Source organism: Nodosilinea sp. FACHB-131 (genome assembly GCF_014695395.1).
Taxonomy (GTDB): Bacteria; Cyanobacteriota; Cyanobacteriia; order Phormidesmidales; family Phormidesmidaceae; genus Nodosilinea.
Map to the genome: position 1 here is coordinate 626,742 of NZ_JACJOF010000027.1, position 26,834 is coordinate 653,575.

At 57.9% G+C, this 26,834-nt stretch carries 23 protein-coding genes and 1 riboswitch; of the genes, 17 read left to right on the forward strand and 6 right to left on the reverse strand.

Going from position 1 to position 26,834, the window contains the following annotated elements; translation table 11 throughout:
- Positions 1 to 9 precede the first annotated feature (9 nt).
- A complete protein-coding gene (locus H6F75_RS19245; protein ID WP_190754033.1) occupies positions 10 to 2,841 on the reverse strand; it encodes a caspase family protein in 2,832 nt (943 codons plus the stop codon).
- Between the two features lie 783 nt (positions 2,842 to 3,624).
- Here H6F75_RS19245 and H6F75_RS19250 point away from each other — a divergent pair.
- A complete protein-coding gene (locus H6F75_RS19250) occupies positions 3,625 to 3,885 on the forward strand; it encodes a 4a-hydroxytetrahydrobiopterin dehydratase (RefSeq protein WP_190754034.1) in 261 nt (86 codons plus the stop codon).
- Complete coding sequence (locus tag H6F75_RS19255; protein ID WP_190754035.1) at positions 3,882 to 4,532, forward strand: class I SAM-dependent methyltransferase; 651 nt, start codon at positions 3,882 to 3,884, stop codon at positions 4,530 to 4,532. The genes H6F75_RS19250 and H6F75_RS19255 overlap by 4 nt, the downstream gene beginning before the upstream one ends.
- Before the next feature lie 3 nt (positions 4,533 to 4,535).
- Here the strand turns inward: H6F75_RS19255 and H6F75_RS19260 are convergent, their stop codons facing one another.
- The gene (locus H6F75_RS19260; RefSeq protein ID WP_190754196.1) at positions 4,536 to 5,033 is read right to left on the reverse strand and encodes a DUF456 family protein; all 498 of its coding nucleotides are present in this window, start codon (positions 5,031 to 5,033) and stop codon (positions 4,536 to 4,538) included.
- A gap of 461 nt (positions 5,034 to 5,494) precedes the next feature.
- Here H6F75_RS19260 and H6F75_RS19265 point away from each other — a divergent pair, with 461 nt between their 5' ends.
- From H6F75_RS19265 to H6F75_RS19275, 3 genes are all read left to right on the forward strand, one after another.
- A complete protein-coding gene (locus H6F75_RS19265) occupies positions 5,495 to 6,379 on the forward strand; it encodes an EamA family transporter (protein WP_190754036.1) in 885 nt (294 codons plus the stop codon).
- A gap of 131 nt (positions 6,380 to 6,510) precedes the next feature.
- The gene (locus tag H6F75_RS19270) at positions 6,511 to 7,653 is read left to right on the forward strand and encodes a TPM domain-containing protein (RefSeq protein WP_206754693.1); all 1,143 of its coding nucleotides are present in this window, start codon (positions 6,511 to 6,513) and stop codon (positions 7,651 to 7,653) included.
- A 114-nt stretch (positions 7,654 to 7,767) separates the two neighbouring features.
- Positions 7,768 to 9,864, forward strand: a complete 2,097-nt coding sequence (locus H6F75_RS19275) for a serine/threonine-protein kinase (RefSeq protein WP_190754038.1) — start codon at positions 7,768 to 7,770, stop codon at positions 9,862 to 9,864.
- Positions 9,865 to 9,951: 87 nt separating this feature from the next.
- Here H6F75_RS19275 and H6F75_RS19280 read toward each other — a convergent pair whose 3' ends face one another.
- Positions 9,952 to 10,767, reverse strand: a complete 816-nt coding sequence (locus H6F75_RS19280; RefSeq protein ID WP_190754039.1) for a cyanophycinase — start codon at positions 10,765 to 10,767, stop codon at positions 9,952 to 9,954.
- 177 nt (positions 10,768 to 10,944) lie between these two features.
- On the opposite strand from H6F75_RS19280, the gene trmD reads away from it, so the two are divergent.
- The 3 genes from trmD to H6F75_RS19295 all read left to right on the forward strand — a co-directional run bounded on the left by trmD (position 10,945) and on the right by H6F75_RS19295 (position 13,021).
- Positions 10,945 to 11,667: a tRNA (guanosine(37)-N1)-methyltransferase TrmD gene (gene trmD / locus H6F75_RS19285; protein WP_199304002.1), complete on the forward strand. Its 723-nt coding sequence runs from the start codon at positions 10,945 to 10,947 to the stop codon at positions 11,665 to 11,667.
- 124 nt (positions 11,668 to 11,791) lie between these two features.
- On the forward strand, positions 11,792 to 12,274 hold the full coding sequence (gene ispF / locus H6F75_RS19290; RefSeq protein WP_190754040.1) for a 2-C-methyl-D-erythritol 2,4-cyclodiphosphate synthase: 483 nt from the start codon (positions 11,792 to 11,794) through the stop codon (positions 12,272 to 12,274).
- Positions 12,275 to 12,634: 360 nt separating this feature from the next.
- Entirely contained in the window at positions 12,635 to 13,021 is a 387-nt protein-coding gene (locus H6F75_RS19295; RefSeq protein WP_190754041.1) for a hypothetical protein, read from the forward strand.
- 223 nt (positions 13,022 to 13,244) lie between these two features.
- On the opposite strand, the gene H6F75_RS19300 is transcribed toward H6F75_RS19295, so the two are convergent.
- A complete protein-coding gene (locus H6F75_RS19300; protein WP_190754042.1) occupies positions 13,245 to 14,171 on the reverse strand; it encodes a sugar ABC transporter permease in 927 nt (308 codons plus the stop codon).
- 286 nt (positions 14,172 to 14,457) lie between these two features.
- Between H6F75_RS19300 and H6F75_RS19305 the strand changes: the two genes are divergently transcribed.
- Positions 14,458 to 14,706, forward strand: coding sequence for a hypothetical protein (locus H6F75_RS19305; RefSeq protein ID WP_190754043.1), 249 nt, complete (start codon positions 14,458 to 14,460; stop codon positions 14,704 to 14,706).
- On the forward strand, positions 14,642 to 15,568 hold the full coding sequence (locus H6F75_RS19310) for a sensor domain-containing diguanylate cyclase (protein ID WP_190754044.1): 927 nt from the start codon (positions 14,642 to 14,644) through the stop codon (positions 15,566 to 15,568). Before H6F75_RS19305 ends, H6F75_RS19310 begins: the two co-directional genes overlap by 65 nt.
- Before the next feature lie 44 nt (positions 15,569 to 15,612).
- Here H6F75_RS19310 and cobQ read toward each other — a convergent pair whose 3' ends face one another.
- Both cobQ and H6F75_RS19320 read right to left on the reverse strand, forming a co-directional pair.
- Entirely contained in the window at positions 15,613 to 17,103 is a 1,491-nt protein-coding gene (gene cobQ / locus H6F75_RS19315) for a cobyric acid synthase CobQ (RefSeq protein WP_190700385.1), read from the reverse strand.
- Positions 17,104 to 17,260: 157 nt separating this feature from the next.
- Entirely contained in the window at positions 17,261 to 17,671 is a 411-nt protein-coding gene (locus tag H6F75_RS19320; RefSeq protein WP_190754045.1) for an Npun_F0494 family protein, read from the reverse strand.
- Positions 17,672 to 17,938: 267 nt separating this feature from the next.
- Positions 17,939 to 18,080, forward strand: a riboswitch (guanidine-I (ykkC/yxkD leader).
- Between the two features lie 88 nt (positions 18,081 to 18,168).
- On the opposite strand from H6F75_RS19320, the gene glnT reads away from it, so the two are divergent.
- The 7 genes from glnT (at position 18,169) to glgX (ending at position 26,830) form a co-directional block, all read left to right on the forward strand.
- Positions 18,169 to 19,530 (forward strand): type III glutamate--ammonia ligase, encoded by a 1,362-nt coding sequence (gene glnT, locus H6F75_RS19325; RefSeq protein WP_190754046.1) that lies wholly within the window; start codon positions 18,169 to 18,171, stop codon positions 19,528 to 19,530.
- 88 nt (positions 19,531 to 19,618) lie between these two features.
- Positions 19,619 to 20,662 (forward strand): ABC transporter substrate-binding protein, encoded by a 1,044-nt coding sequence (locus tag H6F75_RS19330; protein ID WP_190754047.1) that lies wholly within the window; start codon positions 19,619 to 19,621, stop codon positions 20,660 to 20,662.
- Between the two features lie 135 nt (positions 20,663 to 20,797).
- Positions 20,798 to 21,589 carry an ABC transporter permease gene (locus tag H6F75_RS19335; protein WP_190754198.1) on the forward strand — a complete coding sequence of 264 codons (792 nt, stop codon included), beginning with the start codon at positions 20,798 to 20,800 and terminating at the stop codon, positions 21,587 to 21,589.
- A gap of 239 nt (positions 21,590 to 21,828) precedes the next feature.
- The gene (locus tag H6F75_RS19340; RefSeq protein WP_190754048.1) at positions 21,829 to 22,602 is read left to right on the forward strand and encodes an ABC transporter ATP-binding protein; all 774 of its coding nucleotides are present in this window, start codon (positions 21,829 to 21,831) and stop codon (positions 22,600 to 22,602) included.
- 16 nt (positions 22,603 to 22,618) lie between these two features.
- Entirely contained in the window at positions 22,619 to 23,779 is a 1,161-nt protein-coding gene (locus H6F75_RS19345) for an aromatic ring-hydroxylating dioxygenase subunit alpha (RefSeq protein WP_242020148.1), read from the forward strand.
- A gap of 5 nt (positions 23,780 to 23,784) precedes the next feature.
- Entirely contained in the window at positions 23,785 to 24,651 is an 867-nt protein-coding gene (locus tag H6F75_RS19350; RefSeq protein ID WP_190754049.1) for a hypothetical protein, read from the forward strand.
- A gap of 109 nt (positions 24,652 to 24,760) precedes the next feature.
- Positions 24,761 to 26,830, forward strand: a complete 2,070-nt coding sequence (gene glgX, locus H6F75_RS19355; RefSeq protein ID WP_190754050.1) for a glycogen debranching protein GlgX — start codon at positions 24,761 to 24,763, stop codon at positions 26,828 to 26,830.
- The last annotated feature ends 4 nt before the right edge of the window (positions 26,831 to 26,834 follow it).

A 26,834-nucleotide genomic window follows, 5' to 3' on the forward strand; every position in this document is an offset into this window, starting at 1 on the left:
TTGCTGGGGCTAGGGTTGCCCCGGTTGACTGCGGGCGGCGGTGGAGGTAAAACAGACCGGTTCTGCCTGGGTGCGCGTACACCAGATTTGAATCATCACCGATGGGTCCTCGGGCGAAACCCACCAGGCCTCAAGCTTGACTACCTGGTTGGCCGGGGGCAGACTGCTGCTTTCGCTAGGGGCGGCTGAGGTAGCGAGGGTGGTCTGAGCTGCCTCTGAGTCATTGGTATGGTGGAGCGGCGCCAATTCTTGGGCCGTCTTGGCCAGGGCTACCTGCAGCTGGGGTGCGGCCGCCCGATGCGCTTGAGGCGGTGGGCTGGGCAGGGGCGAGCCTAGCGGCAGCATGTTGGTGCGCACCACGCCTGTCTGGGGCGAGCCCAGATGGGTGGGAATGTTTGCGTCAGTAGGAGTGGGCGGGTCGGCCAGGTTGAAGGACGGGGTAATTGTGCTAACCGCAGGCTCTTTCGCTAGGCTAAACCCAGTCGCTGGCTGGCTGAGGTAGCTGTGGCCGTAGGCCGTCAACATGCCGGTGGCCATGCTCAGCGGAATCAGCAGCCGGACCAGGTGACGTTGACGGCCGCAGCGCTTGGTGTAGCGATCGCAGGTCTCCAAATAACGGTTGGCCAGCACCGAGAGCTGTTCGGGGTGAGTCTGCTGAAACGTTTTGGCCTCATTGAGGCGGGTTTTGCTCAAAAAATAGTCGGGATGGTTGGGTTGCTCCTGCTGTTGCCATTCTTGGGCGGCACTCTCAATGGCCCGCTGCTGCCTGATTCGTGGCCCCTGGGTTTGCAAACAGTCTTGCAGTAGCGGCCAGTTGCGGATCAAAGCCTCATGGGCAATGTCAAAGCAGGGGACGCTGGGGGTGGCTGGTTGAGTTAATAGCTCACCCGTAATGGTGGATAGGCTACCGTCAGGCGCTGCCGGTGCCCATCCAGGCACCGAATGGGTCGTGATATTGCACCTGGGGAACTGTAGCTGGGTTTGGGCAACCACCAGCCGGGCTGCCATGAGCTTGTCTAGCACCGCGACCACGGCTGGCTCGGGCATGGCCTCGGTGATCAGCTCAGGCAAACACACTGGGCGGCGAGCCACCATTGCGCCATCGCCCAGGTCGCAAAGACTCAGAAATATGCGCTGGGCAATGGCTTGCTCAGGAACCGTGAGGCTCTCGTACAGCTCGTTCGCCCGCTGGTTGAGCAGGTGACGAATGCCCCCCATCTTGGCGTAGGCGGCTAAGGTTAGATGCGGCGGCTTGGGGAGGTTAGGGGTGCTTTCTCGCCGTAGCCACAGCTCCTTTAGGATCAGCTGAAGCAGCGCTAAGTCGGCAGGGGCACTGACAATGTCGAGCAATAGCGTGTAGACCAGGTTGGCATCATAGCTCAGCCCCACCTTTTCGAGGGGGCCGATGATTGTGGCCTTGAGCTGGTTGTAGGTCATGGCCGGTACGGCCAGGCTGTGGGCCGCCACCAAAGCTTGAAACGCTGGGAACTCGTTCAGGCTCTCAAGGTGGTGGGTCCGTAGACCCAGCACTAAGTGAACCGGAGTGTGGGCGTTTTGCACTGCCGCTGTCAAGCAATCGATCACCAGGCGGCGATCGCGATCGGAGATTGAACCCGGCATCAGCAGCGCTTCTATCTGATCGACAACGAGTACTAGGCGGGCTTCTGGGCCTTGTTCCCCCATCAGAGCTTGGATCAGCTGGCAAAATCCCTCAGCTCCCCGCTGCAAAAACGATTCGGCCCGATGCAGCTGTTCAGCCCGATGCAAGCCTGTAGCACCGGGGTCAACAAAGGCGTCTGCCAGGCTGGCAAGGGGCGAAGGCCCTAGGGCCAAGTAGCGCAGAGTCCAAGCGGTGGTGCCTTCGCCTTTGGCTAGGCGGGGCAGCAGTCCGGCCCGCAGTAGCGAAGTCTTGCCAATGCCCGATGCCCCTGTGACGACGCACAGTCGAGACGACTGCACTTGCTCGACTAGGGTTTGGGTGATCTCGTCACGGCCAAAAAAGAATTCGCTATGGGCAGCCTCGAAGGGGGCGATTCCTGGAAAGGGGCAAAATCCATAGCGGAGCTTTTGCAGTCTCTCTAGCAGCGGGGGCGGTGTATCTGCGGCCGCGGCAACCATGCCTGACACGCGAGTGAGCACAATTTCGCTGCCAGAGCTTTCAAACAGAGGCTGCTGCAACTCGCCCTTGAGTTCTCGGTTGACCGTGTCCGTCAGGGAGTGGCCGTTGACAATGCCTCCCTTGATTTTGTAGGGGTTGAGACCCGACAGCAGCGCCTGGGTAAAGACGCTGTGGTTGCTGTTGAGCGATTCATAGGCGGCTTCATACTCGCGGGCCGCTGCCATAAAGAGGCGATCGGTGCCGGCTCGGGCGCCTGGATCGGCCTCTAGCATGTTAAAAAACTCGCCGCTGTTGCAGCAGTCAAGCAGAATGACCCGTTGACGCACCGGGCTCTCCTGCAGCAGTCGCCGCAGCCAGTGCAGCGACAGTCCGTAATGCCCTGCGGCCGGATTGGCATCGCTAGTTGCTAAATAGCCTTCTTGAATACCTGCCTGGCGTTGTAAACCGTGGCCGGAATAATAAAAAATAGCGGTTTGAGGAATGGTTTTGCCGGCTGGCTTAAATAGTTTGATGAGCGCTTCTTCAAGCAGTGCTGTGGTCACACCGCCGCGTTGACTAATCTCCGGTTTTTGGTGGGTGATGGCCTCCGGCAACCTGACTACACGGCATTCAGCAAAGCTTTCTAAGCAGCGAGCCACCGACTCAGCATCGTGGGCTGGCGCCTGCAAAACTGGCAGGTGCTGATACGTATTGATCCCGACAACAAGCGCATCCCTTGACATTTTCCTCGCACCCTGATTTGGCTTTCTCTAAATTTGACTAACTAGTAAATAGAAAGGGGAACATGAAAACTTTAGCCATTACTTCAGGTGAGATTTTCAGTGACCCAGCTGATTGAGAACTGTAGAAAATTAGCTCTCAAACTGAGCGCTTACGCCTCAATAGATTAAGTTTATCTAAGAGGCTGAAATCATTTAAGAGGGGTTTCACCCCCAAAGTAAATTCTGAGAAAGCAGATTCTTTTTGGCAATAAATCAATCCGTAGATCTGCGTAAACGCCCTGTCCTTGAGCGCCTTATAAGTCCGATCGCAACAGAGAAATCCGAAAAGCATGGCGCGTTTTTTAGGGTCGAATTGGCCAACTGGTAGTAAGTTTCCGTAGGATTACAGAGGTAGGTTTGTACTTCCGTCATCTGGCTGAAACGAAAGTTTATTTCTTGGTTTCTAAAAGTAGGTGCAGGTTTTTGCAGATTTGTTGTCTTCTGAATTGCTAGAGCGACTGTCTAAATGGTGCCAATTAAGCTCTTGGCGATCGCCCGTTAACCAGCGATCGCCAAGAGGTTTGACATCTCTGCGCTACCGATAGTTTAATTTGGCGGTAATACTCTATATCTAGACCTATGTCAGAATTACGGCCTAGGGGTTCATTGGTGAAACCTGACGTAGGGGAGAGCCGCATCTCTAGGCGATGCGACTTGGGTAGAAAGCTGGGCGCAATGAGTTTGGGAATTGCGCTTGGGGGAGGTCATGCCCTGCCTGGTGTAGCGGCCACGCCTTCTGAGTGAGTGGAGGAGGGCGAGAGCCTAGTGACGATCTGCCAATTTGCTGATTTTGCCGCTGCCGTCGCCTTTGTAGAGCGCCTTGTAGAACCCGCTGACCGATTGGGGCACCACCCCGATCTAGCGATCGCCTACAACCGAGTCACCCTCTCTGTGACCACCCATGACGCCGGAGGTTTGACGAACCTAGATTTTGCCCTAGCTGAGGAAATCTCTGCGCTGCACGACGGGCAATGCCAAACGCCTTTACATCCGCAAACCCCATGACTTCATCTTCGACCAGCAACCAATGGACCTCGGCCAGCCACGCCCTAGACTATTTGGCTCGGGCCGATACCATTCCGCACCGTACCGAAGGAGAAGCTGTACTGCTAAATCTGGTGCCCAGGACTGCTCGCCGTATTCTCGACCTGGGTACAGGGGATGGGCGGCTCCTGAGGCTACTAAAAATCGATCGCCCTGATGCCAGCTGCGTAGCGCTGGATTTTTCGCCGACGATGCTGGCGGCAGTGCGCGATCGCTTTGGCGCTGACCCTAGCGTCACCATTGTCAGCCACGACCTGTCTCAGCCTTTGCCCAATCTCGGCACCTTTGACGCAGTGGTCTCAAGCTTTGCTATTCATCACCTCGACCATCCTCGCAAGGCAGCGCTTTACGCAGAAATATGCCAAATACTGGAGCCCGGAGGCTGCTTTTGCAACCTAGAGCATGTGGCTTCTCCTACAGAACGGCTGCACCATCAGTTTCTAGCAGCTATTGGCTACACCCCCGAGGAAGAGGATCCCTCTAACCAGTTACTGGATGTGGAAACTCAGCTGAGCTGGCTCAGGCAGCTTGGGTTTGACGATGTCGACTGTCACTGGAAATGGCGTGAGATGGCGCTGCTGGCGGGTCTCAAGCCGCTAGAGAGCTAAACTTTAGGCCCAGCTTCCTGGCCAGGTGGTCACTAAGAACACGATCAGGCTAATCAGAGCGAGAATGCCCTGTAAAACATTGCCGACTAGCGTACCAACCACAATGGCCAAGCCCACTTTGGCCGACTGCTTAACCCGCTGCGGCAGCTTCAGCTCGCGGCGGTGCAAAAATTCGCCAATAAAAGCCCCCATCACCGTACCAACCAAAAGCCCGAGCAGGGGAATGCCAGTTGGCAACAGGGGCAGCAGCCCAAACAGGCCAAAAAACATGCCCACAAAAGCCCCAATTTGACCCCAGTTGCTGGCCCCTACCCGCTGCGCTCCCAGCACTCCAGCCAAATAGTCGATGGCAAAGCTGAGGATGAGAGCGGCGATCGCAACCCCCAACGCCCACTTCAGGCCGACAAACCCAACCACCAGGCCCCAGATCACAATAGCCCCTACAATCAGCGTGATTCCCGGCAGGGCAGGCACGACTGCGCCAATTACCCCTACCACCATGACCAGCACCAGCAGCCAGTACAGGGCTAGATGCCACGCCTCGGTAGTATCGATCGCTGTGGGTATCTGTACCTGGGCGGGCAAGGTAGCAAGGCTGTGACCGATCTGAATGAGGGAGCTGCTTAGGCTAGCTGCCCACTGGGTCACTTGGGAGTAAACCTCAGAGAGGCCTTGGGGCAAAGGCAATGTAGTCGGGTCAAGGGCTAGAAAATCAGGCATAGAAAGCATCCTGGAGAAATGTTGCACCTCTAGGAGCAGGGTGCTGGAGTGATTGCCATAGTCTAAAGCGGATCATAGCCAAAACCAGGGCCACCGCCAGGACGGCTAGAGGTGCGGCCATCCATACATCTATATATTTATGCGGGTGATAACAGAGTATCGATGCCGTTGCTAGGTCGGGTTGGTCGGAGGGCGTTAGAGTTGGAGGACTTCCCACCTCCTTGCTCCTGGAGCTTTGCCCTGTGCTGCCTAATTCTTGGCTACCCAAGCCCTTGCTGCCTGCTTTCAACCCACCAGCGCCGCTGCTGGTGATAGCCGCTATGGGCTCGACTCAACTGGGCTCGACCTTGGCCAAGAGCCTGTTTGGTCAGGTGGGCCCCTTGGGCATGGTGCTGTTGCGGGTAGGGTTGTCGGCTGTGGTGCTGGTAGCTTGGTGCCGTCCCCGGTGGCGCGGGCACCGGCTAGCTGACTACCGGCTGCTGGTGACCTTTGGGCTGTCGCTGGCGGTGATGAATGCGCTGTTTTACTGTGCGATCGCCCGAATCCCCATCGGAGTTGCGGTGGCGCTAGAATTTTCCGGGCCGCTGACGGTGGCGCTGCTGCACTCGCGTCGCTGGCTCGACGGGCTTTGGGTGGCTCTGGCAGCGGTGGGCATCGTGCTGCTGTCGCCCCTCAATACCCCGGCGCTCGACAGTTTGGGCGTGGTGATGGCGCTGCTGGCTGGAGTGGCGTGGGGCGCCTATATTGTGCTGTCGGCTCGCATGGGCCAAGCCTTTCGCGGCGGGGAGGGGCTAGCCCTGTCGATGGCGGTAGGAGCCTTGTTGTTGCTGCCCGTCGGGATCATGGCGGAGGGCCGACTGCTGCTGTCACCCAATATTTTGCTGCTGGGGTTGGGGGTAGCGATGCTGGCTTCGACCCTGCCCTATTCTCTAGAGATGACGGCGCTGCGCCGGATGCCGGTAAACGTGTTTGGCGTGCTGATGAGTTTAGAGCCTGCGATCGCCGCCGTGATCAGCTTTTTCTGGCTTGGCGAAACCCTGAGCTTGACCATGATTGGTGCCATTGGTTTAGTCACGATCGCCGCCGCCGGTGTGTCCCTATTCCAGCCCGCCGCTAAGACTGTCTGAGTTGAGCGGGCTGAAAAAAGCGCCGATCTGCTGAACTTAATAGAGGCTTCCCTCCCCCGCGGTAGGAGTGATCGCCGCCGAGTTCAGGGGAATTCTTGAGTTAACCAACACGGCGGAGGCGGGGTTAACCAGTGGCAACAATCAGTGGAACACTGCGGCAGAAATGGCTCTTAGTCATGGGTGTAGGTGCCCTGATGGGTCTAGTGCTCTGCGCTCCTAACTCCGCCCTAGGCAACGCTGACGTCCCGTCCGTTCTCAGCCAAACCGCTGCCGTCCCTCTGCTAGCCCAGGCTCGAACCGGCTATCCCCAGCGCCAAGACGCCCTGATCAACGACTATGGCGAGGTGCTGTTGCCGGCTGATGCCGACCGTCTGCGAGAGTTGCTAGAGCAGGTTAAGACGACTACCGGCATCGAGATCGTGGTGGTGACGGTGCCCTCAATTGGGGTTTATGAAACCGGGGATGCCGCGATTGAGAGCTTTGCCACCCAGCTTTTCAACAGCTGGGGCATTGGCGATGCCCAACGCAACGACGGGGTACTGGTGCTGTTTTCCCAGGGCGATCGCGCCGTGCGCATTGAGCTAGGTAAGGGCTACAGCCGCGACTACGACGCTCGCATGCAGACCGTAATTGATGACTACATGCTGCCGCGCTTTCGATCTTCGGCCTACAGCACGGGATTGTACGAAGGTACCCAGGCCCTGGTGGGGCAGCTGACCGGCCCGCCGCCCACGGCTTCAGAAAAACTGCCTTGGGGGTGGCTGATTCTGGGCCTAGGCGGACTCGTTTCTGGTGGAGTTGCGATCCTGGGTTCTAAACTGCTGATCAACCTATTGCGACCCAAATGTGAGCTATGCCAGGTACACATGAATGATCTGAGTGACACCGAGGCCAAAGCTCACCTCGACGCAGGGCAAATTTTAGAGCTGGAGCTGAAGTCGGTATTTCATACTGTTGCGGAGTGCCCCCAGTGCCATAAGCACACCGCTCGTCACTTTGGTAACCTATTCACTTCCTTTGAGTCCTGTCCGAGCTGTCACTATAAAACCCTGGAGGAGGTGCAGCGCACCACAGTGAGAGAGCCGACCTATCACTCGTCGGGAGAAGCGCTGGCCAAACGGCACTGCCGCCACTGCGACCATAGCGACCAACAGACCATTACCCTATCTCAGCTGCGTCACAGCAGTAGCTCATCCTCTAGCAGTAGCTTTGGGGGTAGTTCGTCTTCGGGAGGCGGCTCGTCTTCGGGAGGCGGAGCTAGCGGTAAGTGGTAACTGAACCCTACTTTTGGCCGTTGACCAATTGCAAAGAAAGGCGGTTGCCTAGACAAACCGCCTGCATTCCGTGGAACACTGTTGCTACACAGGGAATGCATTTTAACGTCGGCTATGAGTCTTTGTATTAACCCACGTTGCCGTCAGCCTAACCATCCAGATAACGGGGGCAGCCCTACCTGCGCGGCCTGTGGGTCAGCTCTGGTGCTCCAGGGTCGCTACCGGGTGATGCGGTTGATTAGCAGCGACAGCGGCTTTGGCCGCGTGTATGAGGCTTATGAGCGCAACGTCCCCAAAATTCTCAAGGTGCTGAAAGAGGGCTACAACGCCAACGACAAAGTGGTGGAGCTGTTTCGCCGTGAGGCTCAGGTGCTGAGCCAGCTCAACCACCCAGGCGTGCCTCGGATAGAGCCCGAGGGCTATTTTCTCTACTACCCAGCCGATGGTGGCGAGCCTTCTCACTGTTTGGTGATGGAGAAAATTGAAGGCCCCAACTTGAAGCAGTGGATGGTGCAGCAGGGCAACCACCCGATCAGCGAGAAGCAGGCCATGCTGTGGCTGACCCAGCTGACCGATGTGCTCGATCTGGTGCACCAGCACAACTACTTTCACCGCGACATCAAGCCCGAAAACATTATGCTGCGTCCGTCGGGGCAGCTGGTGCTGGTCGACTTTGGTGCGGCCCGCGAGATGACCCAGACCTACATGGCCAACCTGGGCGATAGCGGCATCACGACCGTGAGTTCGGCGGGCTACACGCCCCCCGAGCAGGAGCAGGGCCAGGCCGTGCCCCAGTCTGACTTCTATGCCCTGGGTCGCACGCTCATTTATTTGATGACGGCCAAGCTACCCAACGACCCGGCGATCTACAACTCGCGCACCAATGCGTTTGCGTGGCGCTCGGCAGCGCCGCAGATCTCGTCACCCCTGGCCGATCTGATTGACCATCTAATCGCTCCGGCGGCGGCCAATCGACCTCAAAACACTGAGGCGATTTTAGAACGTCTGGCTCAAGTGCGATCGCGCCAAGTTTCCGGTCTACCTCGCTCGACCAGCACCGCTGCCCCAACCTGGCCCCTGACTACCCTCAACCCCCACGAGGCCCAGACCCTTCCTGAACCGTCGCGCAGCTTTTTGCCCCCCTGGTTAGACCAGCGCCCTTGGCTACTGGCCGGCCTGACGGGGTTAGCTCTGGCGGTACCGTTGGGCTGGTATGCTCTGATGCGATCGACAAGTCCGCAGGGACTGTTGTCTGGGCCTGCTCAAACCTTGCCCCAGGTGCAGGTGCAGTTGCTGGGCACCCTGGCCGGGCACGAAGCCGACATCCAAGACCTGCTGTTGCTGAAGGACGGTCGCACCCTGGTGACGGCCAGCACCGACAACACCGTGCGCTTTTGGAACTTAGACGCAGGCCGCCTGGTGCGCACCTTGAGCGCTCACACCAACGTGGTCAAGGCTCTAACCATGACTACTGATCAAGAAATTTTGATCAGTGCTGGGGATGACCGAACGATTCGATTTTGGACTATGGCTGAGGGCCGGCCCCTGGTGACGCTGGCCAATGCCCATGCAGTACCTATCAAAGCTCTAGAGGTCAGCAACAACGGCAAGCTGATGGTCAGCGCCGACAGCGACGGCACTATTTATCTATGGGACCTGGTTGGCCCCGACGGCAGCATCGATCCCCGGCACCTGGTAACAACCGGGCCAACCCATACCCTTCAGGCCGATGGCACCGTCAACGACCTGCGGTTTACCCGCGACGACAGCTACCTGGTGAGCGGGGGCAAAAGCCTTCACTTGTGGGACATGGAGAATTTGGACCAACCCACCACTCTAGAAGGCCACGAGCCGCTGACCTTTATCAATCGCCTTGATATCAGCGATGACAACCGCATTTTGGTGAGTGCCTCGAGCGACAAAACCGTGCGTCTGTGGAACCTGGCCGACCAGACGCTCTACGCTACCCTGCCCGGTCACCAAAGCTACGTCAACGACGTCAGAATTGATGGCCCGCGCCTGTGGAGTTCTGACGCCAACAACACCATTCTGGTGTGGGATTTGAACCAAAAAACCTATGTTGAAACCATCACTGGCTTCAACACCGACATTTGGCGCTTTGCGGTGCAGCCCAACGGCCACATTGTCACCATCGGCGGCACAGAGCACCTGTTGTCGCTGTGGAGCCTGCCTGCTGACGCCGACAAGTGAAATGGTGTTTAAAGCTGGATTGCGGTTTGAGGACCGATGTTGAGCCTAGAACCCATAGCGCCAGCCGTTCAGACAGACAGTCTCTAGCTAACGAGCGGCGGATAGCACTTTGCGGTGATTGATGTCGAAGCGATCGCCGTGGGCCAGCAGGTGCAGCCGCAGCCCATGGATGCTAAGCGGGTCGGAGGCGGTAATGTCGGGCTCGTTGGTGTGGGTCATATCCCCAGGGTCGACCACGGCAATCACTCCTTTGCCGATCACGCGAAAGCTACCGTCGCCCTCGAATAGAGCACAGGTGTCTTCGTCAATGCCCAACCCGAGCCGGTTGGGCTGCATGGCCATGGCGCTCATCAGCCGAGCCATGCGGTTGCGGTTGTGAAAGTGCTGGTCGACAATCACCTCGGGCACAAAGCCCAGGCCAATCGCCATATCCACCAGCGATCGATTGGGCGACTCGCCGCTGCCGCCTCCAGCAATCATGTGGTGGCCCATCACGGCGGCCCCGGCGCTGGTGCCGCCGAGGGTGATTTCGCCTAGCTGCGCCCGCTGCCGCACCACGTTAATTAAGGGGGTGTCGGCCAGCAGGCCACAGAGGCGTACCTGGTCGCCGCCGGTGATAAAGACTCCGGTGCAGGGTTCGACGATGGTTTTCCAGCTCGGGTCTTCCCCCTGGGCGCGATCGCGAATATCCATCACCACCGTTTCGGGAGCGCCCATTTCGGTAAAAATCTCTTGATAGCGACCCGAAATTGCTACGGGGTCCCGCGAAGCGCAGGGAATGATACCAATGCAAGCCGCCGTCCCCCCAGACCGCTCGAAAAAGGTGTGCAAAATCTCTTTGCCGTGAACTTTATCTTCTGCGCCACCAATGGCCAGAATCGCATGGTGCTTGACGGGAGACATGGGCCGCTCAACAAAGGGACGAAAATTGCTACCTAGACTCAATTACTGCATGATAGAGAGCGTTATATACCAAGTCCAGCTCAAGATCTGTAGTTTTCCTACCGGTAGGGCTTCACTTCTGGACTTGGATGACATTTACTCAACCCATCAGGTCGTTAGGCCTCAGCAGTCTAGGCTATGACAACTGGCATTTCGGGGGCTTCCCATCTGAGAGTAGATGTTGTCAGCCTGTTTCCAGACTTTTTTGCGTCCCCTTTGGAGTCAGGGTTGATTGGTAAAGCCCTGGCGCGCCAAATTGCAGAAGTTTATCTTACCAATCCCAGGGACTTTACAACGGATAAGCACCACCGGGTCGATGACGAACCCTACGGCGGTGGTGTAGGCATGCTGATGAAGCCCGACCCCATCTTTGCGGCGGTGGAATCGCTGCCCGTGCTGCCCCGGCGCGAGGTGATTTTGCTCACCCCCCAGGGCGAAGCGATGACCCAAGATCTGTTTCGCCACCTGGTCACGCTGGATCAGCTGGTGCTGATCTGCGGCCACTATGAAGGGGTCGATGAGCGCGTCAGCCATCTGCTGACGCGGGAAGTTTCTCTGGGAGACTTTGTGCTTACCTGCGGCGAAATTCCGGCCCTGGCGTTGATCAACGGCGTGGTGCGGCTGCTGCCGGGCACCGTGGGCAAAACCGACTCCCTGCGCTACGAGAGCTTTGAAACCCCGCTGCTCGACTATCCCCAGTACACGCGCCCCGCCAGCTTTCGCGGCTGGGAGGTGCCAGAGGTGCTGCGATCGGGGAACCACGAGGCGATCGCCCAGTGGCGACGGCAGCAGCAGATCGAGCGCACGCGGCAGCGGCGGCCTGATCTATACGAGCGGTGGGTGGAGGAGTGTGGGGAGTAGGTGGGTGGATGAGTAGGAGGGTGAGGGGATAATCATGCAGGACGTAGGGTGCATTAGCGAAGCAATGCACCGTCGATAAAACCATGTCTACTCAAAAAATTTAAGAGAATAAGGACGAAAACTTATGGGGATCAGAATTGGCAACGGGTACGACATTCATCGGCTGGTGGAGGGGCGATCGCTCATTCTGGGCGGGGTCACCATTCCCCACCATCTGGGGCTCGATGGCCACAGCGATGCCGATGTGCTGACCCACGCGATCATGGATGCGCTGCTGGGGGCGCTGAGTTTGGGCGATATTGGTCTCTACTTTCCGCCGGGCGACCCGGAGTGGGCACGGGCTGACAGCCTCAAGCTGCTGGCCCAGGTGAATGCGATGGTGCAGGAGCGGGGCTGGCAGGTGAGCAACATTGACTCAGTGGTAGTGGCCGAGCAGCCCAAGCTCAAGCCCCACATTGAGGCGATGCGATCGCGCCTAGCGGGCCAGCTGGGCCTGGCTCCCGATCAGGTCGGGGTAAAAGCAACCACTAACGAAAAACTCGGCCCCGTGGGACGCCAAGAGGGGATCGCTGCCTATGCGGTAGCGCTTCTGACAACCGTTAACTAAAACGGCTCTCCCCCACAAGAGCTCTATAGGATGGTGAGAATTGACTTGCGCAAAGCGGGAACATTTTGTCTTGTAGGGGGTCAAACCACTTTGTAAAATCTTTACGGACAGCCCGTCACCGATGTAGATTTGACCTCAATAACTCTCAGCAATGGTTGTAAAAGATACTTAATCTGTTAGAGAAACCCGTAAACTACTTTATAATATCTTCAAGTTTGATAAGGGTTTGCAACGGAATTTGCGGTAATGGCTGTGTATTTATTGCTGAGCCTTGATGTAGGTCTGGTCTCAAAGCAAATCTATGAGGGTTTGCGGCTGTAGGTGCGGTTTTTGTCCAAGAGGCAGAGGGGTAGGGCTTAGATGGCTAACGTCATACAATCGCTGGTAGCAACTGGTCACACCATTCGTGGGGTCTGTTATGCAAAAACCAATTATTTAAACCAGTCGATCGCGGCCCTGTCGGCTATTCCCCCTGAGCGGGTTGGGCTCAATGGCGAATACGACTACTACGGTTTAGCTAAGCGCATCAAGACGAGTTTTCACGGTCAGGTGGGGCGCGAGGCCGTTAAGCAGCTCACCGTTAAGCAGCGAGGCTCGGCCGTCATTCTCAGCGGTCAGGTGGATACCTTAGAGTTGCTCGATCAGCTGGTTGACCTGGCTCTGCACACCGAAGGCACGACCCACGTCGAAGTTCATGACGTGCAGGTTAATGTTTTAGAACTAGCCCAGCCTGTGCGGGTGGCCTAAGCATTCCTTCACAAAAAGTGGATTAAGGAGCACACAGTTTAGGCTGAGGGTGCAATACTCAATCGGCGCAATCGTTTGATCTCTAGACGGTTGGCCAATGTTAGGGTTCAAACTGGCCAGCCCAACTGTCAAAATCCTGCTTTTTGCTGGTCTCAAACCCAGGTTCGAGACAGGACTCGCCGCTGAAGCTATGGCACTGCAACATCGCGATTGTGCCGAGTTTTTAGGCCATAGGTGTAGAGCCGTCGTTGACAGCCAGGCGTAGGGCAGACAGCGCGAGAATGACCAAGAATAGCCCTAGCCCAATGGTGCAGGCATAGCTGATTTCCAGCTTTTGAAAGGCTTGCTCGTAGATGTAGTAGACCACGGTTTTAGAGCTGTGGCGCGGCCCGCCCTGGGTCATGATGTAAACCTCTTCAAAGACTTTGGTGGCTGCGATCGCCGAGATCACGCTCACCAGCACCAGGTAGGGCCGCATCAGCGGCAGCGTAATATCCCAGTGGCGTCGCCAGCCATCAGAGCCATCCAGCGACGCCGCTTCATAGAGGTCTTGGGGAATGCCTTGGAGCCCCGCCAAATAGATCACCATGTAGTAGCCCAGCCCCTTCCACACCGTCACCACCATGACGCTAAACAGCGCCAGGGCCGGGCTGGTCAGCCAGGGAATACCGTTCTCCGTCAGCCCCAAGGACTTGAGCACCTGGTTAAATAGGCCTGTTTCGGCATAGAGCCAGCGCCAGGCAATGCCTGCCACCACCATCGACACCACCACGGGCGAGTAGTAGGCCACCCGCAGCCAGTGGATGCCCCGCAGCTGTCGGTTGACTAAAATTGCCAGGCCCAGCGGCGCAAAGGTCAAAATTGGCACCACCCCAGCTAAATACACCAGGGTATTGCGCACCGTCTGCCAGAAGATTGGGTCAGTTCGCAGCCGCTGCACGTTGGCCCAGCCCACCCAGGTGGGAGCCGCTGTCAGATCTACCCCAAAGGTGGTAAAGCTCAAATAAAACGCCTGTAGCGCTGGCCAAAATACCGAGATCCCTAGGGCTGCCAAGGCGGGCAGCAAAAATAGGTAGGGAATTACTCGTTGAGGAACTGTAATACCTAAGGGCCAGATTTTGCTGGGAACGCGGCGCGGAGATGCAGTCATAGATCGCCGACAAACATTAGGAACTTCGTCTACCTACAGAATCCCACAACCGCAGCAGCCCGATCCCGTAATAGAAAAACCTACTTAGAGAGTATATGAAGAAGCAGTGTTCCTACGGCTCTAAACTGCCCCGGAGATCAAGGTTAATGGATGGGAGGGCGTTTTGTGTAGCGACTACCTTGCCACGCCGACCGGCAATATAGCGCAAAACGACACGTCAAGGCCCCACCTACAGCCCTACTGAGCGCCTCCATCGAGCCACCTACTGTTGTGGTGGAGGACACCAATGGCTGACGATTTACAGGCCACAAAGCGCCTAGTTGAGATTATTCGAGATTTATGCCTCGCCCCTAGCCTAGACATTCTCATGACCCTGGTGGGGGTAGCCGCCCGTGAACTCACCCATGCCGATGGGGCTACCTTTGTGCTCAAGGAAGGGGATCAATGCTTCTACGCCCACGAAAACTCGGTTGCTCCACTGTGGAAGGGGCAGCGGTTTCCGCTCTGTAGCTGCAATCTGTGGCTGGGCTATTAACCATAAACAGGCGGCCATCATTGAAGACGTGTACAGCGATGCGCGGATTCCCGTAGAGGCCTATGCCCCGACCTTTGTGAAAAGCCTGACTGTGGTGCCCATGCGCCAGGACGATCCGGTAGGTGTGATCGGTGTGTACTGGGCCGAACGCCATCAACCCCTGACCGAAGAAGTTGAGCTGCTGCAAGTCTTAGCTGATACCACCGCTACTGTGCTCGATCGCCTCCTCGGTCAGGAGATGCCAGAGGCGGCGGCGCGATCGCAGCTCGAAGTGCTTGAGCACACCAATGCCAAACTGCGGGCCGAGGTCTTGCAGCGCCACACGAGCGAAGCTGAGCTAACGCGGCTTTCGCTCACCGATGGCTTAACCGGCTTGTACAACCGCCGCGGCTTTTTTCTACTGGCCAATCCACAGCTGCTGCAAGCCCATCGTCAGCAACAGTCGGTGACAGTCTTCTTTATTGATGTTGACTATCTCAAGCAGGTCAACGACCACTATGGCCACAAGTCAGGTGACTGGCTAATTTTGGGCACCGCCGCTAGTCTGCATAAGACCTTCCGCGAGGGCGATATTTTGGCGCGGCTAGGGGGCGATGAGTTTGTTGTGCTAGCGATCGACTGCGTCGATGGCCAAGAGGTGGTCAACCGGCTCAAAGCCAATGCCGAGTTCTTTGCCCAAGACAATGAGCTCTCCTATCCTCTCTCGATGAGTGTGGGCCTAGCGGTGAGCCAGTGGGAAGGTAGCAACCTAACGTTAAATCAGCTGGTCTCCAAAGCCGATGCTGCCATGTATGCCCAAAAGCAGTGCAGACGGCAGCTCAACATCGCCGAAATTAAGGCCTCTCGACGCTGGAGCGTTTGAGTGCAGAGCACGGGTGTAGATCAGTCTAAGCCCGGTTTGGGTGACTAGCCTAGCAGCGGGGTCAAGTCTAAATGCTCGCTGACCGCTTCAGTGAGTTCATTGAGAATGGCCTCGCGCTGTTCGCGGTAGTTGGGAATGCCGGTGGGCAGTGACCCCAGACCCCGCTGCTGGCGCAGACGGTTGAGCCAGGCCCGCCGCCAGGGGCCGTTGTCGAAGATGCCGTGTAGGTAAGTGCCCCACAGCGACTGGCTGACATCAACTACGCCTAAACTGCGGTCTTCAAATAGGAACTCGAACTTGGTGCCCTTCTCGTCTTGCCCCTCGGAGAGGAGGAGCTGAGTGCGGCCCTGGTGCAGCTCGTAGCCCGACACCGGCAGCCCCTCCTGGGGAAATCGGGAGCTGACGGTGCGCTGGCGGGCGATCTTTTGCTGGGTGATGACTGTTCTCAGCGGGAATAGATCGAGACCGGGGAAGCGGCCTTCGTGGCCCTCAATGCCTTCGGGATCGGCTAAGAACTGGCCCATCATTTGGAAGCCGCCGCAGACGCCCATCACCGTGCCCCCAGCAGCGACGTAGTTCTGAATTTCCTCGGCCATGCCGGTGCGCTGCAAAATCAGTAGGTCGGCGATGGTGGTCTTGGTGCCGGGGATGATCACCGCATCGGGGTAGCTGAGCTTTTCTTTGGGGCTGAGATAAACCACCCGCACGTTGGGCTCAGCCTCCAGCGGGTCGAAGTCGGTGAAGTTAGAGATGCGCGGCAGTCGAATGACGGCGATGGTGATGTCGGCCTGTTTTTTGCTGCCGGGGGTGCGATCGAGCAGGCTGAGGGAGTCTTCGGCGGGGAGGGCGTTTTCAACCCAGGGCACCACGCCGAGGACGGGGATGCCGGTGCGCTCTTTGAGCCAGGCTAGACCGGGCTCAAGCACCTCGCGCTGGCCGCGAAATTTGTTGATGATGATCCCTTTGACTAGGGCGCGCTCCTCAGGATCCATCAGCTCTAGGGTGCCGATGATGTGGGCAAACACGCCGCCGCGATCGATGTCGGCCACCAGCACAGTGGGGGCGTTGAGGTGCTTGGCGATGCGCATGTTGGTGAGATCGCGGTGTTTGAGGTTGACCTCCACCGGGCTACCGGCCCCTTCGCAGACCAAAAAGTCGAAGTCTTGGCTGAGGCGAGTGAGACTTTCCTGAATGGCCTGCCAGCCCTGGTCAAAAAAGTTTTCGTAGTACTGCATGGCGGTGGTGCGCCCCACGGCCCGGCCCTTGAGAATGACCTGGGAGGTCATGTCGCCCTGGGGCTTGAGCAGAATGGGGTTCATCTCCACCTGGGGAGGCACGCCTGCGGCCCAAGCCTGTACTGCCTGGGCGTAACCCATTTCGCCACCGTTGGCCGTGACGTAGGAGTTGAGGGCCATGTTTTGCCCTTTGAAGGGGGCGACCCGCCAGCCCCGACGGCTGAGAATGCGGCAAAGGGCCGTGGTAATCAATGATTTACCCACGTGGGAGGCTGTTCCCACTACCATGATTGCTCTCATGGAGCGTCTCCAAAATTGAATGAGTTCGATGGTAGGGCTAGAGCCGGAGTAGATTTACTTGCCGGGCCGCAGCCACTGCCTATGCAGATTCTTCAGGAACAACGCAACCCATCAGGACGATATAGCCCTGCCACCGGCTGGGCGATGGTCAACCAGCCTAGTAGGGCCAGCGCACCCACCGGCACCATGCATTATAAAGATGATCGCCCAAGGTGGGGCGATACTGGGTCGGGCTCAGGGGGGATAGGTGCTCAAACACCTGCCGCCCCATAGGGGTGAGGCGAAAGCTGTCGGTGAGCCCCTGGCCATCAACTTCGCGGCGCAAAATGCCCACGGCGATTAGCCACATCATTTCGTTTTCGGCCTGGAGCTCGGCCAGGTTTCGACGGCTGTAGCGGCTTTTGACCCCGGCTGGGCCACTCACTTGGCGAATGGAAATGCTTTGCGATCGCATATCCGCTAGCAAATCTAGCCGAAAAGACGAGCACCGAAAGGCACGTTCGGCCCGCTTGAGCGATCGCCGGGGATAGCGAAGGGCAGTGGCGTAACCGGACTCAACTGAGGCCATGGGTTTAGAAAATGTGACTGCCTTAAATTGTAGGTTTATTTCACCGTTAATCGGGCGAAAAGCAGAGAAGAATTCTGCTTGTTCGAATATATCTAAGTGCGGCTTGGGATCCGGAGTTTTTCCGTGAAAACTCCACTTTTGGACCTGAATTTGGTTTAAAGGACGATTTAGTAACAGCGGTTACTTTCTAATGGTTAAGCAATTGATAAGCCTATTAGTGCATCAACCGTCGACTTAAGTCGTCAGTCACTCAACTAGTTTTAATAGCCAAACGGTTTCTAGGGTTCCGGCTTGCCGCCGCTGCGGTGGAGCGTCTGGTCCGAGAGAAACCGCCAGATAAGTTATTAGCCCTGCTGTTGAAGCAGGGCTCACGGCATCTGGTACACGGCGGGATAAAAGCCCGGGAGGATAGCGAAGCATTGCTTTGCCATTCTCTCGGGCTGTTGTTTTTCATGACATTTTTCCTCCCACAGCACCCATCCACCCCTAACCCATCTATGGCCCACCCGCTAACTCCTGAAATCGAAGCGCTGCGATCCTCTTTGGAGGCTAGGGGTGTCAAGTACGCCCTGGCTAGCTATGTGGATATCCACGGCATGGGCAAGGCCAAAATGGTGCCCCTAACTCACCTAGGCCAAATGATGGCAGGTTCAGAGCTATTTACCGGCGCGGCCCTCGATGGGGTGCCTCAGGAGATCAGCGATGAGGAAGTCGCAGCGATGCCCGACCCGGCTTCGGCTACGGTGCTGCCCTGGAAGCCTGAAGTGGCTTGGTTCGCCAGTGATCTCTATCTCAAGGGACAGCCCTTTGAGGCCTGCTGCCGCACCATTCTCAAGCAAATGCTGGCCAAGGCGGCGGCGATGGGGTTTACGTTTAACCTGGGCATTGAGACCGAGTTCTTTATGCTCAAGGAGCACTCGGATGGGAGCTTTGGGCCGGTGAGCGATCGCGACCACCTGGCCAAGCCCTGCTACGACCTGCCCAGCCTGCTCGACAACACCCCTTGGCTGAGTGAGCTGGTGGACTACATGAACCAACTGGGCTGGGATGTCTATTCTTTTGACCACGAAGACGCTAACGGCCAGTTTGAGACTGACTTTGCCTACAGCGATGCCCTGACCATGGCCGATCGCCTCACCTTCTTTCGGCTGATGGTTAAGGAGATCGCCCGCAAGCATGGCTACTTTGCCAGCTTTATGCCCAAGCCCTTTGGCGATCGCACCGGCAGCGGTGCCCACTACAACATGTCTTTGGCCGATATCCACACCGGGCAAAACCTGTTTGAAGACCCGGATGACCTACGCGGCTGCAAGCTGTCGAAGCTGGGCTACCAGTTTATTGCCGGGGTGCTGCGCCACGCCAAGGCCATCTGCGCCGTCACCTGCCCCACGGTCAACAGCTACAAGCGGCTGCTGCGCCAGGGCAGCATGTCGGGTTTTACCTGGGCCCCGGTCTACATCTGTTACGGCAACAACAACCGCACCAACATGCTGCGCATTCCTCTGGCGGGGGGCCGAGTTGAGTGCCGCGCCGCCGATATTGCCACCAACCCCTACTTGGGGGCGGCGATGATTTTGGCCGCTGGGCTAGAGGGCATTGCCGAGGGGCTCGACCCCGGTGACCCCCACACCGAAAACATGTACAACTATTCCCTAAGCGACCTGAAGACCATGGGCATCGACATGCTGCCCCGCACGCTGCAAGAGGCGATCGACGCCTTTGAGGCTGACTCCCTGAGCCAGGCCGTGATGGGGCCGCTGATGTACCAGACCTACATCGACTTTCGCCGTCGGGAATGGGAGGAGTACCACACCCACATTTCCGACTGGGAAATTAAGCGGTATCTAAAGTTTTTCTAGCGATTGCCCAGACGTGTAGCTTCTCCTCAAGGGCGTCCAGATGCCCTGCAGCTTTTTCCGCAGTTTTTGAGTCTCAAATATCACCGCTATGAAACGACGCACCTTTTTGCCTACGCTGTTTGCTTTCTTTTGCAGCCTGTTGATAACCGTCAGCTGCGCCCAAAATGCACCCCAGGCCGATGCCCCTGCCGATGCGCCCGCGAGCGCTACAGCTGGAGAGCCCGTGAAACTGGGCTACAGCAGCTGGGCGGGCTGGTGGCCCTGGGCGATCGCCGAAGAAGAGGGCCTATTCGAAAAGAATGGGGCCAACGTCGAGCTGATCTGGTTTGACGGCTACCTAGAATCAATCCAATCCTTAGCCGCCGGGCAACTTGATGCCAACAGCCAAACCCTCAACGACACCATCTCCTTTGCAGGGGATGCCGTCAACGGCATGGTGGCGGTGCTGGTCAACGACAACTCCGCCGGCAACGACAAGGTAATTGGGGCTGAGGGCATCGACACCGTCGCCGATCTGGCCGGCAAAACCGTTGCTCTAGAGGAGGGCGTAGTGGGCGACTTTTTGCTCAGCCTGGCTTTGGAAGAGGCGGGGCTAACCCGCGACGCTGTAGAAATTAAAAATCTTGAAACCGGGGCTGCGGCCACGGCCTTTGCTGCCGAACAGGTAGATGGCTTTGCGGGCTGGGTACCCTTCTGGGAAACGGCGCTTTCGCGCGAAGGCAGCCAGGAGCTGGCGAGCTCGGCAGATTTCCCAGGCGCGATTCCTGACCTGCTGGTGGTGACCCAAAAGCTGATCGACAGCCGCCCCGACCAGGTGCAAGCTCTGGTGAACACCTGGTTCGACATTTTGGCCTTTATCGAAGAAAACCCTGAGCGGGCCAACGAAATTATGGCGAAGCGAGCCAGCGTCAGCGACACCGAGTTTGAAAAATATACCGAGGGCACCAAAATTTTCACTCTAGATGAAAACTTAGAAGCCTTTAGCGCAGGCGGTGACGACATGAAATACATGCCCTACGCCTCTCAAAAAATGGCCGAATTCATGGTGGAGCTGAAGTTTATCCCCGAGGCCCCCGACCTAGAGGCCATTCTCGATGACCAATTTATTAAGGCCTATACCGCCAAGAAGTAGCCGTTGATGCAAGCCCCGATCGCCGTTCTGTGGATGATGGGGGCTGATGCTTTTCAGGTTTGTTGTACGTTTGGGCTAACCCCTGTGACTCCCGCTTCCCCTTCCTTTTCCACCGCGCCCACCGCCTCCCAGGGCATGAAGCCCAGTGTCTTTTGGCGGCTGGCCGATGACATTCCCAAGCCGATGAGCACGGCGTTGATGGTGCTCTCCATTGCGGTACCCTTTGCCCTCTGGTGGATAGTGGCCAGCCTAGACCTGGTGAATGACAAGTTTTTGCCCTCACCATTTCAGGTGGCCCAGGCTTTGGGCCGGCTCTGGACGGATGGCTTTTTGCTGGGAGATACCGCTGCCAGCATCATGCGGGTGACTGTGGGCTTCTTGCTGGCGGCGCTGGTATCGATCCCCATCGGCATTGCGATGGGGGCTTTTGCTAGCGTGCGATCGCTGCTCGAACCAATTGTCGGTGTGGTGCGCTACATGCCCGCTCCCGCCTTCATTCCCCTGCTGCTGATCTACTTGGGTTTGGGTGAAGCGCCCAAAATCGCTCTGATCTTTATGGGCACCGTGTTCTTTAACATCCTGATGATTATGGATGCGGTGAAGTTTGTGCCCAAGGCTCTGCTCGAAACCACCTACACCCTGGGCGGGCAGCGACGACAGGCGCTGTTTCAGGTGATTACGCCCTACGTGGTGCCTAACATCATCGATACCTTTCGCATCAACATTGCCACCTCCTGGAACCTGGTGGTGGTGGCGGAGCTGGTGGCGGCAGAAAACGGCCTAGGCAAGCGGATCGTGCTGGCCCAAAAGTTCTTCAACACCGACGAAATCTTTGCCTGCCTGATCATTCTGGGCGTAATCGGCTTTGCCCTAGATTTATCGCTGCGAGGGTTGATGAAAGCCACTTGTAAATGGGCGATGGATTGAGCGCTGGCGTTCCCTCAGCTTGTGAGGTGCGCGATAGATCCCCCGAGATCCTCGCGTTCTAAGTTTTACTCCGAACCCCGTCAAAAAGGGGCAGGGGGAATCTAACCAGGGTTATCCAACCTGCTCTATTCATCCTGAATCCGACTCAATCTAGCTTTCGTGGGCAGTGCCCACCCTACGGCGTACCCATCCACCCTCCTACCCATCCACCCGCCCACCCCTACCCCCTACTCCCCACCATGCACTTAGAAATCAACAACCTCAGCAAACAGTTCGACACCCGCCAAGGGCCGGTGGTGGCGCTCGATGACATCAACATGCACGTGGAAACGGGCGAATTTGTCTGCGTGGTCGGGGCCTCAGGCTCCGGCAAATCTACGCTGCTGCGGCTGGTGGCGGGGCTGGATATGCCCACGGCAGGAGAGATTACGGTGGATGGCCAAGTGGTGACGGGGCCAGGATCCGATCGCGGCATGATCTTCCAGAGCTACACCCTCTATCCCTGGATGACGGTGCAGAAAAATGTGGAGTTTGGCCTCAAGCTCCAGGGCGTGGGGCCGCGGGAGCGGCGAGAAATGGCTTCCTACTATCTAGATGTGGTGGGGCTGACCAAGTTTGCGCGATCGCTGCCCAAGCAACTCTCTGGCGGCATGAAGCAGCGGGTGGCGATCGCCCGTACCCTGGCCTCGCGGCCCAAAATTATGCTGATGGATGAGCCCTTTGGAGCGCTAGATGTGCAGACCAAGGAGACCATGCAGCAATTTATGCTCGACCTGTGGAACCGCACCGGGGTGAGCATTTTGATGATCACCCACGATGTCGATGAGGCGGTGTTTCTCTCCCAGCGGATCTACGTGCTGACGGCGCACCCCGGCACCATTCAGCGAGAGGTATTTGTGGACTTGCCCAGCGATCGCACCTACACAATTCGCCGCGATCGCACCTTTCAGGACTACCGCGAAGGCATCATGGACCTGCTGCGGGGCAAGGCAGCGCCGGCCTTGGTGAGCTGATAGGGAGTATCTAGCCATGGTTTCTAGTCTGCCGCTGCAATGGTCAAAGACCAGCCCTCAGGGGGCATCGCCGGTTCCCCCCGACGCTCACGGGCTGCCGGAGCGATTTTTGCTCACCGCCGACCACTACACCAATCCTCAATGGATCCCGATAGAGCAGCAGGCGATCTTTCGCCGCACCTGGCTCTACGTGGGCGATGGCGAACTCCTCCAGCCAGGGATGGTGTGGGCCAGGTCGGTGGCGGGCGCTCCCCTGCTGATTGTTCGAGACGACGAGGGCGAGCTGCGGGCCTTTTATAACCTCTGCCCCCACCGGGCCGCAATTTTGTCGCCCCAGGCGGGCATTCATCCCTGCCAAAAGCTGGTGTGTCCTTACCACGCCTGGGTGTACGACCTCGCTGGGGAATTGGTGGGGGTGCCCTCTCAAAATCAGTTTCCAAAGTCCTTTCAAAAAGAGGATTTTGCGCTGCGATCGCTACGGCTAGAGACCTGGTCGGGCTTCATGTTTGTCTGCTTCGACGACAGTGCGCCGCCGCTAGTAGAATTTCTCGGCAGCATCCCCGAGCACCTGGGGCAGCACCGCACCCCCGCCACCCAACCCCTGGCGGCCAAGCAGTACACCGTCGCTTGCAACTGGAAGAACTACCACGACAACACCCTGTGCGACTACCACGTGGCGATCGCCCACCGCACCACCCTCAATCAGGTGCAAGGCCCGATTCGCCACTACCAGCACCAGCTCGAAGCCTTCGTCAACCTGCTCTACACCCCCACCACTGCCGACTGGCAGGCCGAAAACCCTGTTCTGCCAACCCTCCAGGGTCGCAGCCGCGACGGATTTTTTACCTACGGCATCTACCCCAATCTGCACCTGCTGGGGCTGCCCAACGGCCTGCTGGCCTGGCTGCACATCGAGCCGCTCACCGCTGAGTCTTGCCAGGTTTCCTTAGACATCTACGGCGACCCCGAATTTTGCCCGCCCACCGACACCCTGCTGGCCGAATTTGAAGCCTTCATGCAAGAAGACATGGTGCTCACCGAAAGCGTGCAGCAAGGCTACGCCAGCGGTGCCTACACCCCCGGCCCGGTGAATGGTCTAGAAGCGCGCATCATTCACCAGCAACAACTGATCTGGGATGCCCTTGCCACCACTGGTGATGCTGGATTAGCGGCGTAACATTGATGCCGGGCAAACACCGTTTGCCCCTACGGGAAACCCTGGTGCATTGCGCTGGTCAACGCTGGTGGGCACTGCCCACCCTACGCTCCCTTAACCCATCCACTCATCTACCCGCCTACCCATCCACCCCTATGCCCCTCAACCCCTTCCTCGGCGTCTGGCAACGCCGCTCCATTCAGTTTGACCAAGGCCCGATCGAAACTAGCCAATCTGTCCTGTGGATTCAGGCTGAAACCTACTTCGCCGATGTGCGTAGCGCTCCCTTTGCGGGACGGCTCACGCCAGAGCGATATCGGGCAATGGACTGGCGATCGCGCTTTGACGCCGACCTGCTGGGCTTTGCCGGTACCTTCAGCTGGTCTGAGGCTCCCCCAACCTGTACCTGGCACCACCGCCTTGCCCTCACCCCGCGCCAGTGGCCCGACACCAGCAACTATCAATGGCTGGGGGCAGACGAATTCTTAGAACAGGGCACCTGCGAGGATGACGAGGGTGGTCTTCATCCCTTTGTTGAGCACTGGCATCGCCTTCACCCTGGCCCTGTGCAGGTGTGGCGTCTGGATCAGGCAGAGCAGCAGGGGCAGGCCCTCAGGGTGGGCAACTGGGCTGTCTTAGTGCATCAATGGCGCTCGCGAAGCGTCTCCAGTGGAGAATCGCCCCAAGCTGATCCCTTGCAGGAGATTGACATCTTTCGCGCGTTTTCTGCCACCGCCTGGGAGTATCGGGATGCCACTTGGCGTGCTCTGTTTGGCACTGAGACTAGCCTCGGCACCCCGCCTCGATGGACGCCGCTAGATCTAGACGATCCGCTCGGCCTATGGCAGCTAGAGCGCTCGACCCCAGTGAGCCAGAGCCTAGAGCTTAACTAAGTATTGAGCGTGGGCATCTGGCAAACTCTCGGTGATAAGGTAAAGCCTTAGAACGTGAGGCTATCTCTGGTAGAGAGGTACGGTCAGCGTTCAGCATACAGGTCGCGCTATGAGTCCAAAAGTTCTTCCTGGCCAAAGCTACCCCCTGGGGGCCACCGTCTACGCTGTGGGGGTAAATTTTTGCCTTTACTCCAAACACGCTACCGGCATAGACCTGCTGCTGTTTGAGGCCGATGACCTCACTGAGCCCAGCCGAGTGATCGCCTTCGATCCGCTGTGGAACCGCACGTTTTACTACTGGCACCTGTTTGTGCCGGGGCTAAAAAGCGGGCAGGTCTACGCCTACCGCGTCCATGGCCCCTTTGACCCGGCCCGTGGCCACCGCTTTGATGCCACTAAGGTACTGCTCGACCCCTACGCCCGCGCCATTGTCGGTGACGACATCTACGATCGCAGCCGCGCCATCGGCCCCGGCGACAACTGTGCCACCGCCATCAAGGGGGTAGTGGTTGACACCCGCAACTACGACTGGCAGGGCGATCGCCCCCTGCACATTCCCTACTCCAGCAGCGTTATCTACGAAATGCACGTGGGTGGCTTTACCCGCCACTCCTCATCGGGACTGCCCGAGGAGCAGCGGGGCACCTACGCGGGGCTAATTGAAAAAATCCCCTACCTACAAGCGCTGGGCATTACGGCGGTGGAACTGCTGCCCATTCACCAGTTCGACTCCCAGGATGCGATGCCTGGGCGAGAAAACTACTGGGGCTATAGCACCCTGGGCTTTTTTGCTCCCCACCGCGCCTACAGCTCCCGCAAAGATCCCCTGGGGCCGGTGAACGAGTTTCGCGACATGGTCAAGGCTCTGCACCGAGCCGGTATTGAAGTCATTCTCGACGTGGTGTTCAACCATTCTGCCGAGGGCAACCATGAAGGCCCCACCCTGAGCTTTAAGGGCATCGACAACGAAACCTATTACATGCTCGAAGACAACCCAATCTACTACTCCAACTACAGCGGTTGCGGCAATACTCTGTCGCCCAACCACGCTGTCGTGGGGCGCATGATTCTCGACAGTCTGCGCTATTGGGTGTCGGAGATGCACGTGGATGGCTTTCGCTTTGACCTGGCTTCGGTGATGTCGCGCGACATGGCGGGCAACCCCCTGGAAGACCCGCCGATTCTGTGGAATATTGAGTCGGAGCCGATTTTGGCGGGCACCAAGATCATTGCTGAGGCCTGGGATGCGGCGGGGCTATACCAGGTGGGCAGCTTTATTGGCGATCGCTTTGCCGAATGGAATGGCCCCTACCGCGACCACGTGCGCCAGTTTATCAAAGGTGACGAGGGCGTGGTGCCCGACCTGGCCGCCCGCCTGTTGGGCAGCCCTGACATCTACCAAAAGCCTAACCGCGAGCCCAACCGCAGCATTCACTTTGTCACCTGCCATGATGGCTTTACCCTCAACGACCTGGTCTCGTATAACCAAAAGTACAACGAGGCCAACGGCGAGCATAACCGCGACGGCACCGACGCCAACTACAGCTGGAACTGCGGCGTAGAAGGCCTCTCGGCCCCACCCGAGGTCGAGCAGCTGCGCCAGCGGCAGATTAAAAACTTTCTCACCCTGCTGTTTATGTCCCAGGGCACTCCCATGCTGCTGATGGGCGACGAGGTGCGCCGCACCCAGCGGGGCAATAACAACGCCTATTGCCAAGACAACGACCTGAGCTGGTTTAACTGGGATGCCGTGGAGAAGGAACAGCCGTTGCTGCGCTTTACCCAGGGGTTGATCCACTTCATTCAAAACCTGAAGGTGTTTCAGCTCCAGCACCTGCTGCGGGTGACCACCACCTGGCACTACGAACCCCACATTGTCTGGCACGGCACCGCTCTCAACCAGCCCGACTGGTCGGAGCACTCTCGCACCCTGGCCTTTACCCTGCGCTACCCCGACGCCAAGGAGCAAATTCACGTCATGCTCAACGCCTACTGGGAGGCGCTGATGTTTAACCTGCCGGGGCTGGGTCCCCACGATCGCTGGCATCGCATTGTCGATACTGCTGTGCCGCCCCCCCGCGACTTTTGCTACCCGGAGGAAGCCCCAGTGTTTGAAAGCGACCTCTACCCGATGGGGCCGCGATCGACTGTAGTGCTGATGAGCCAGCCGCAGGGTTAGCGCC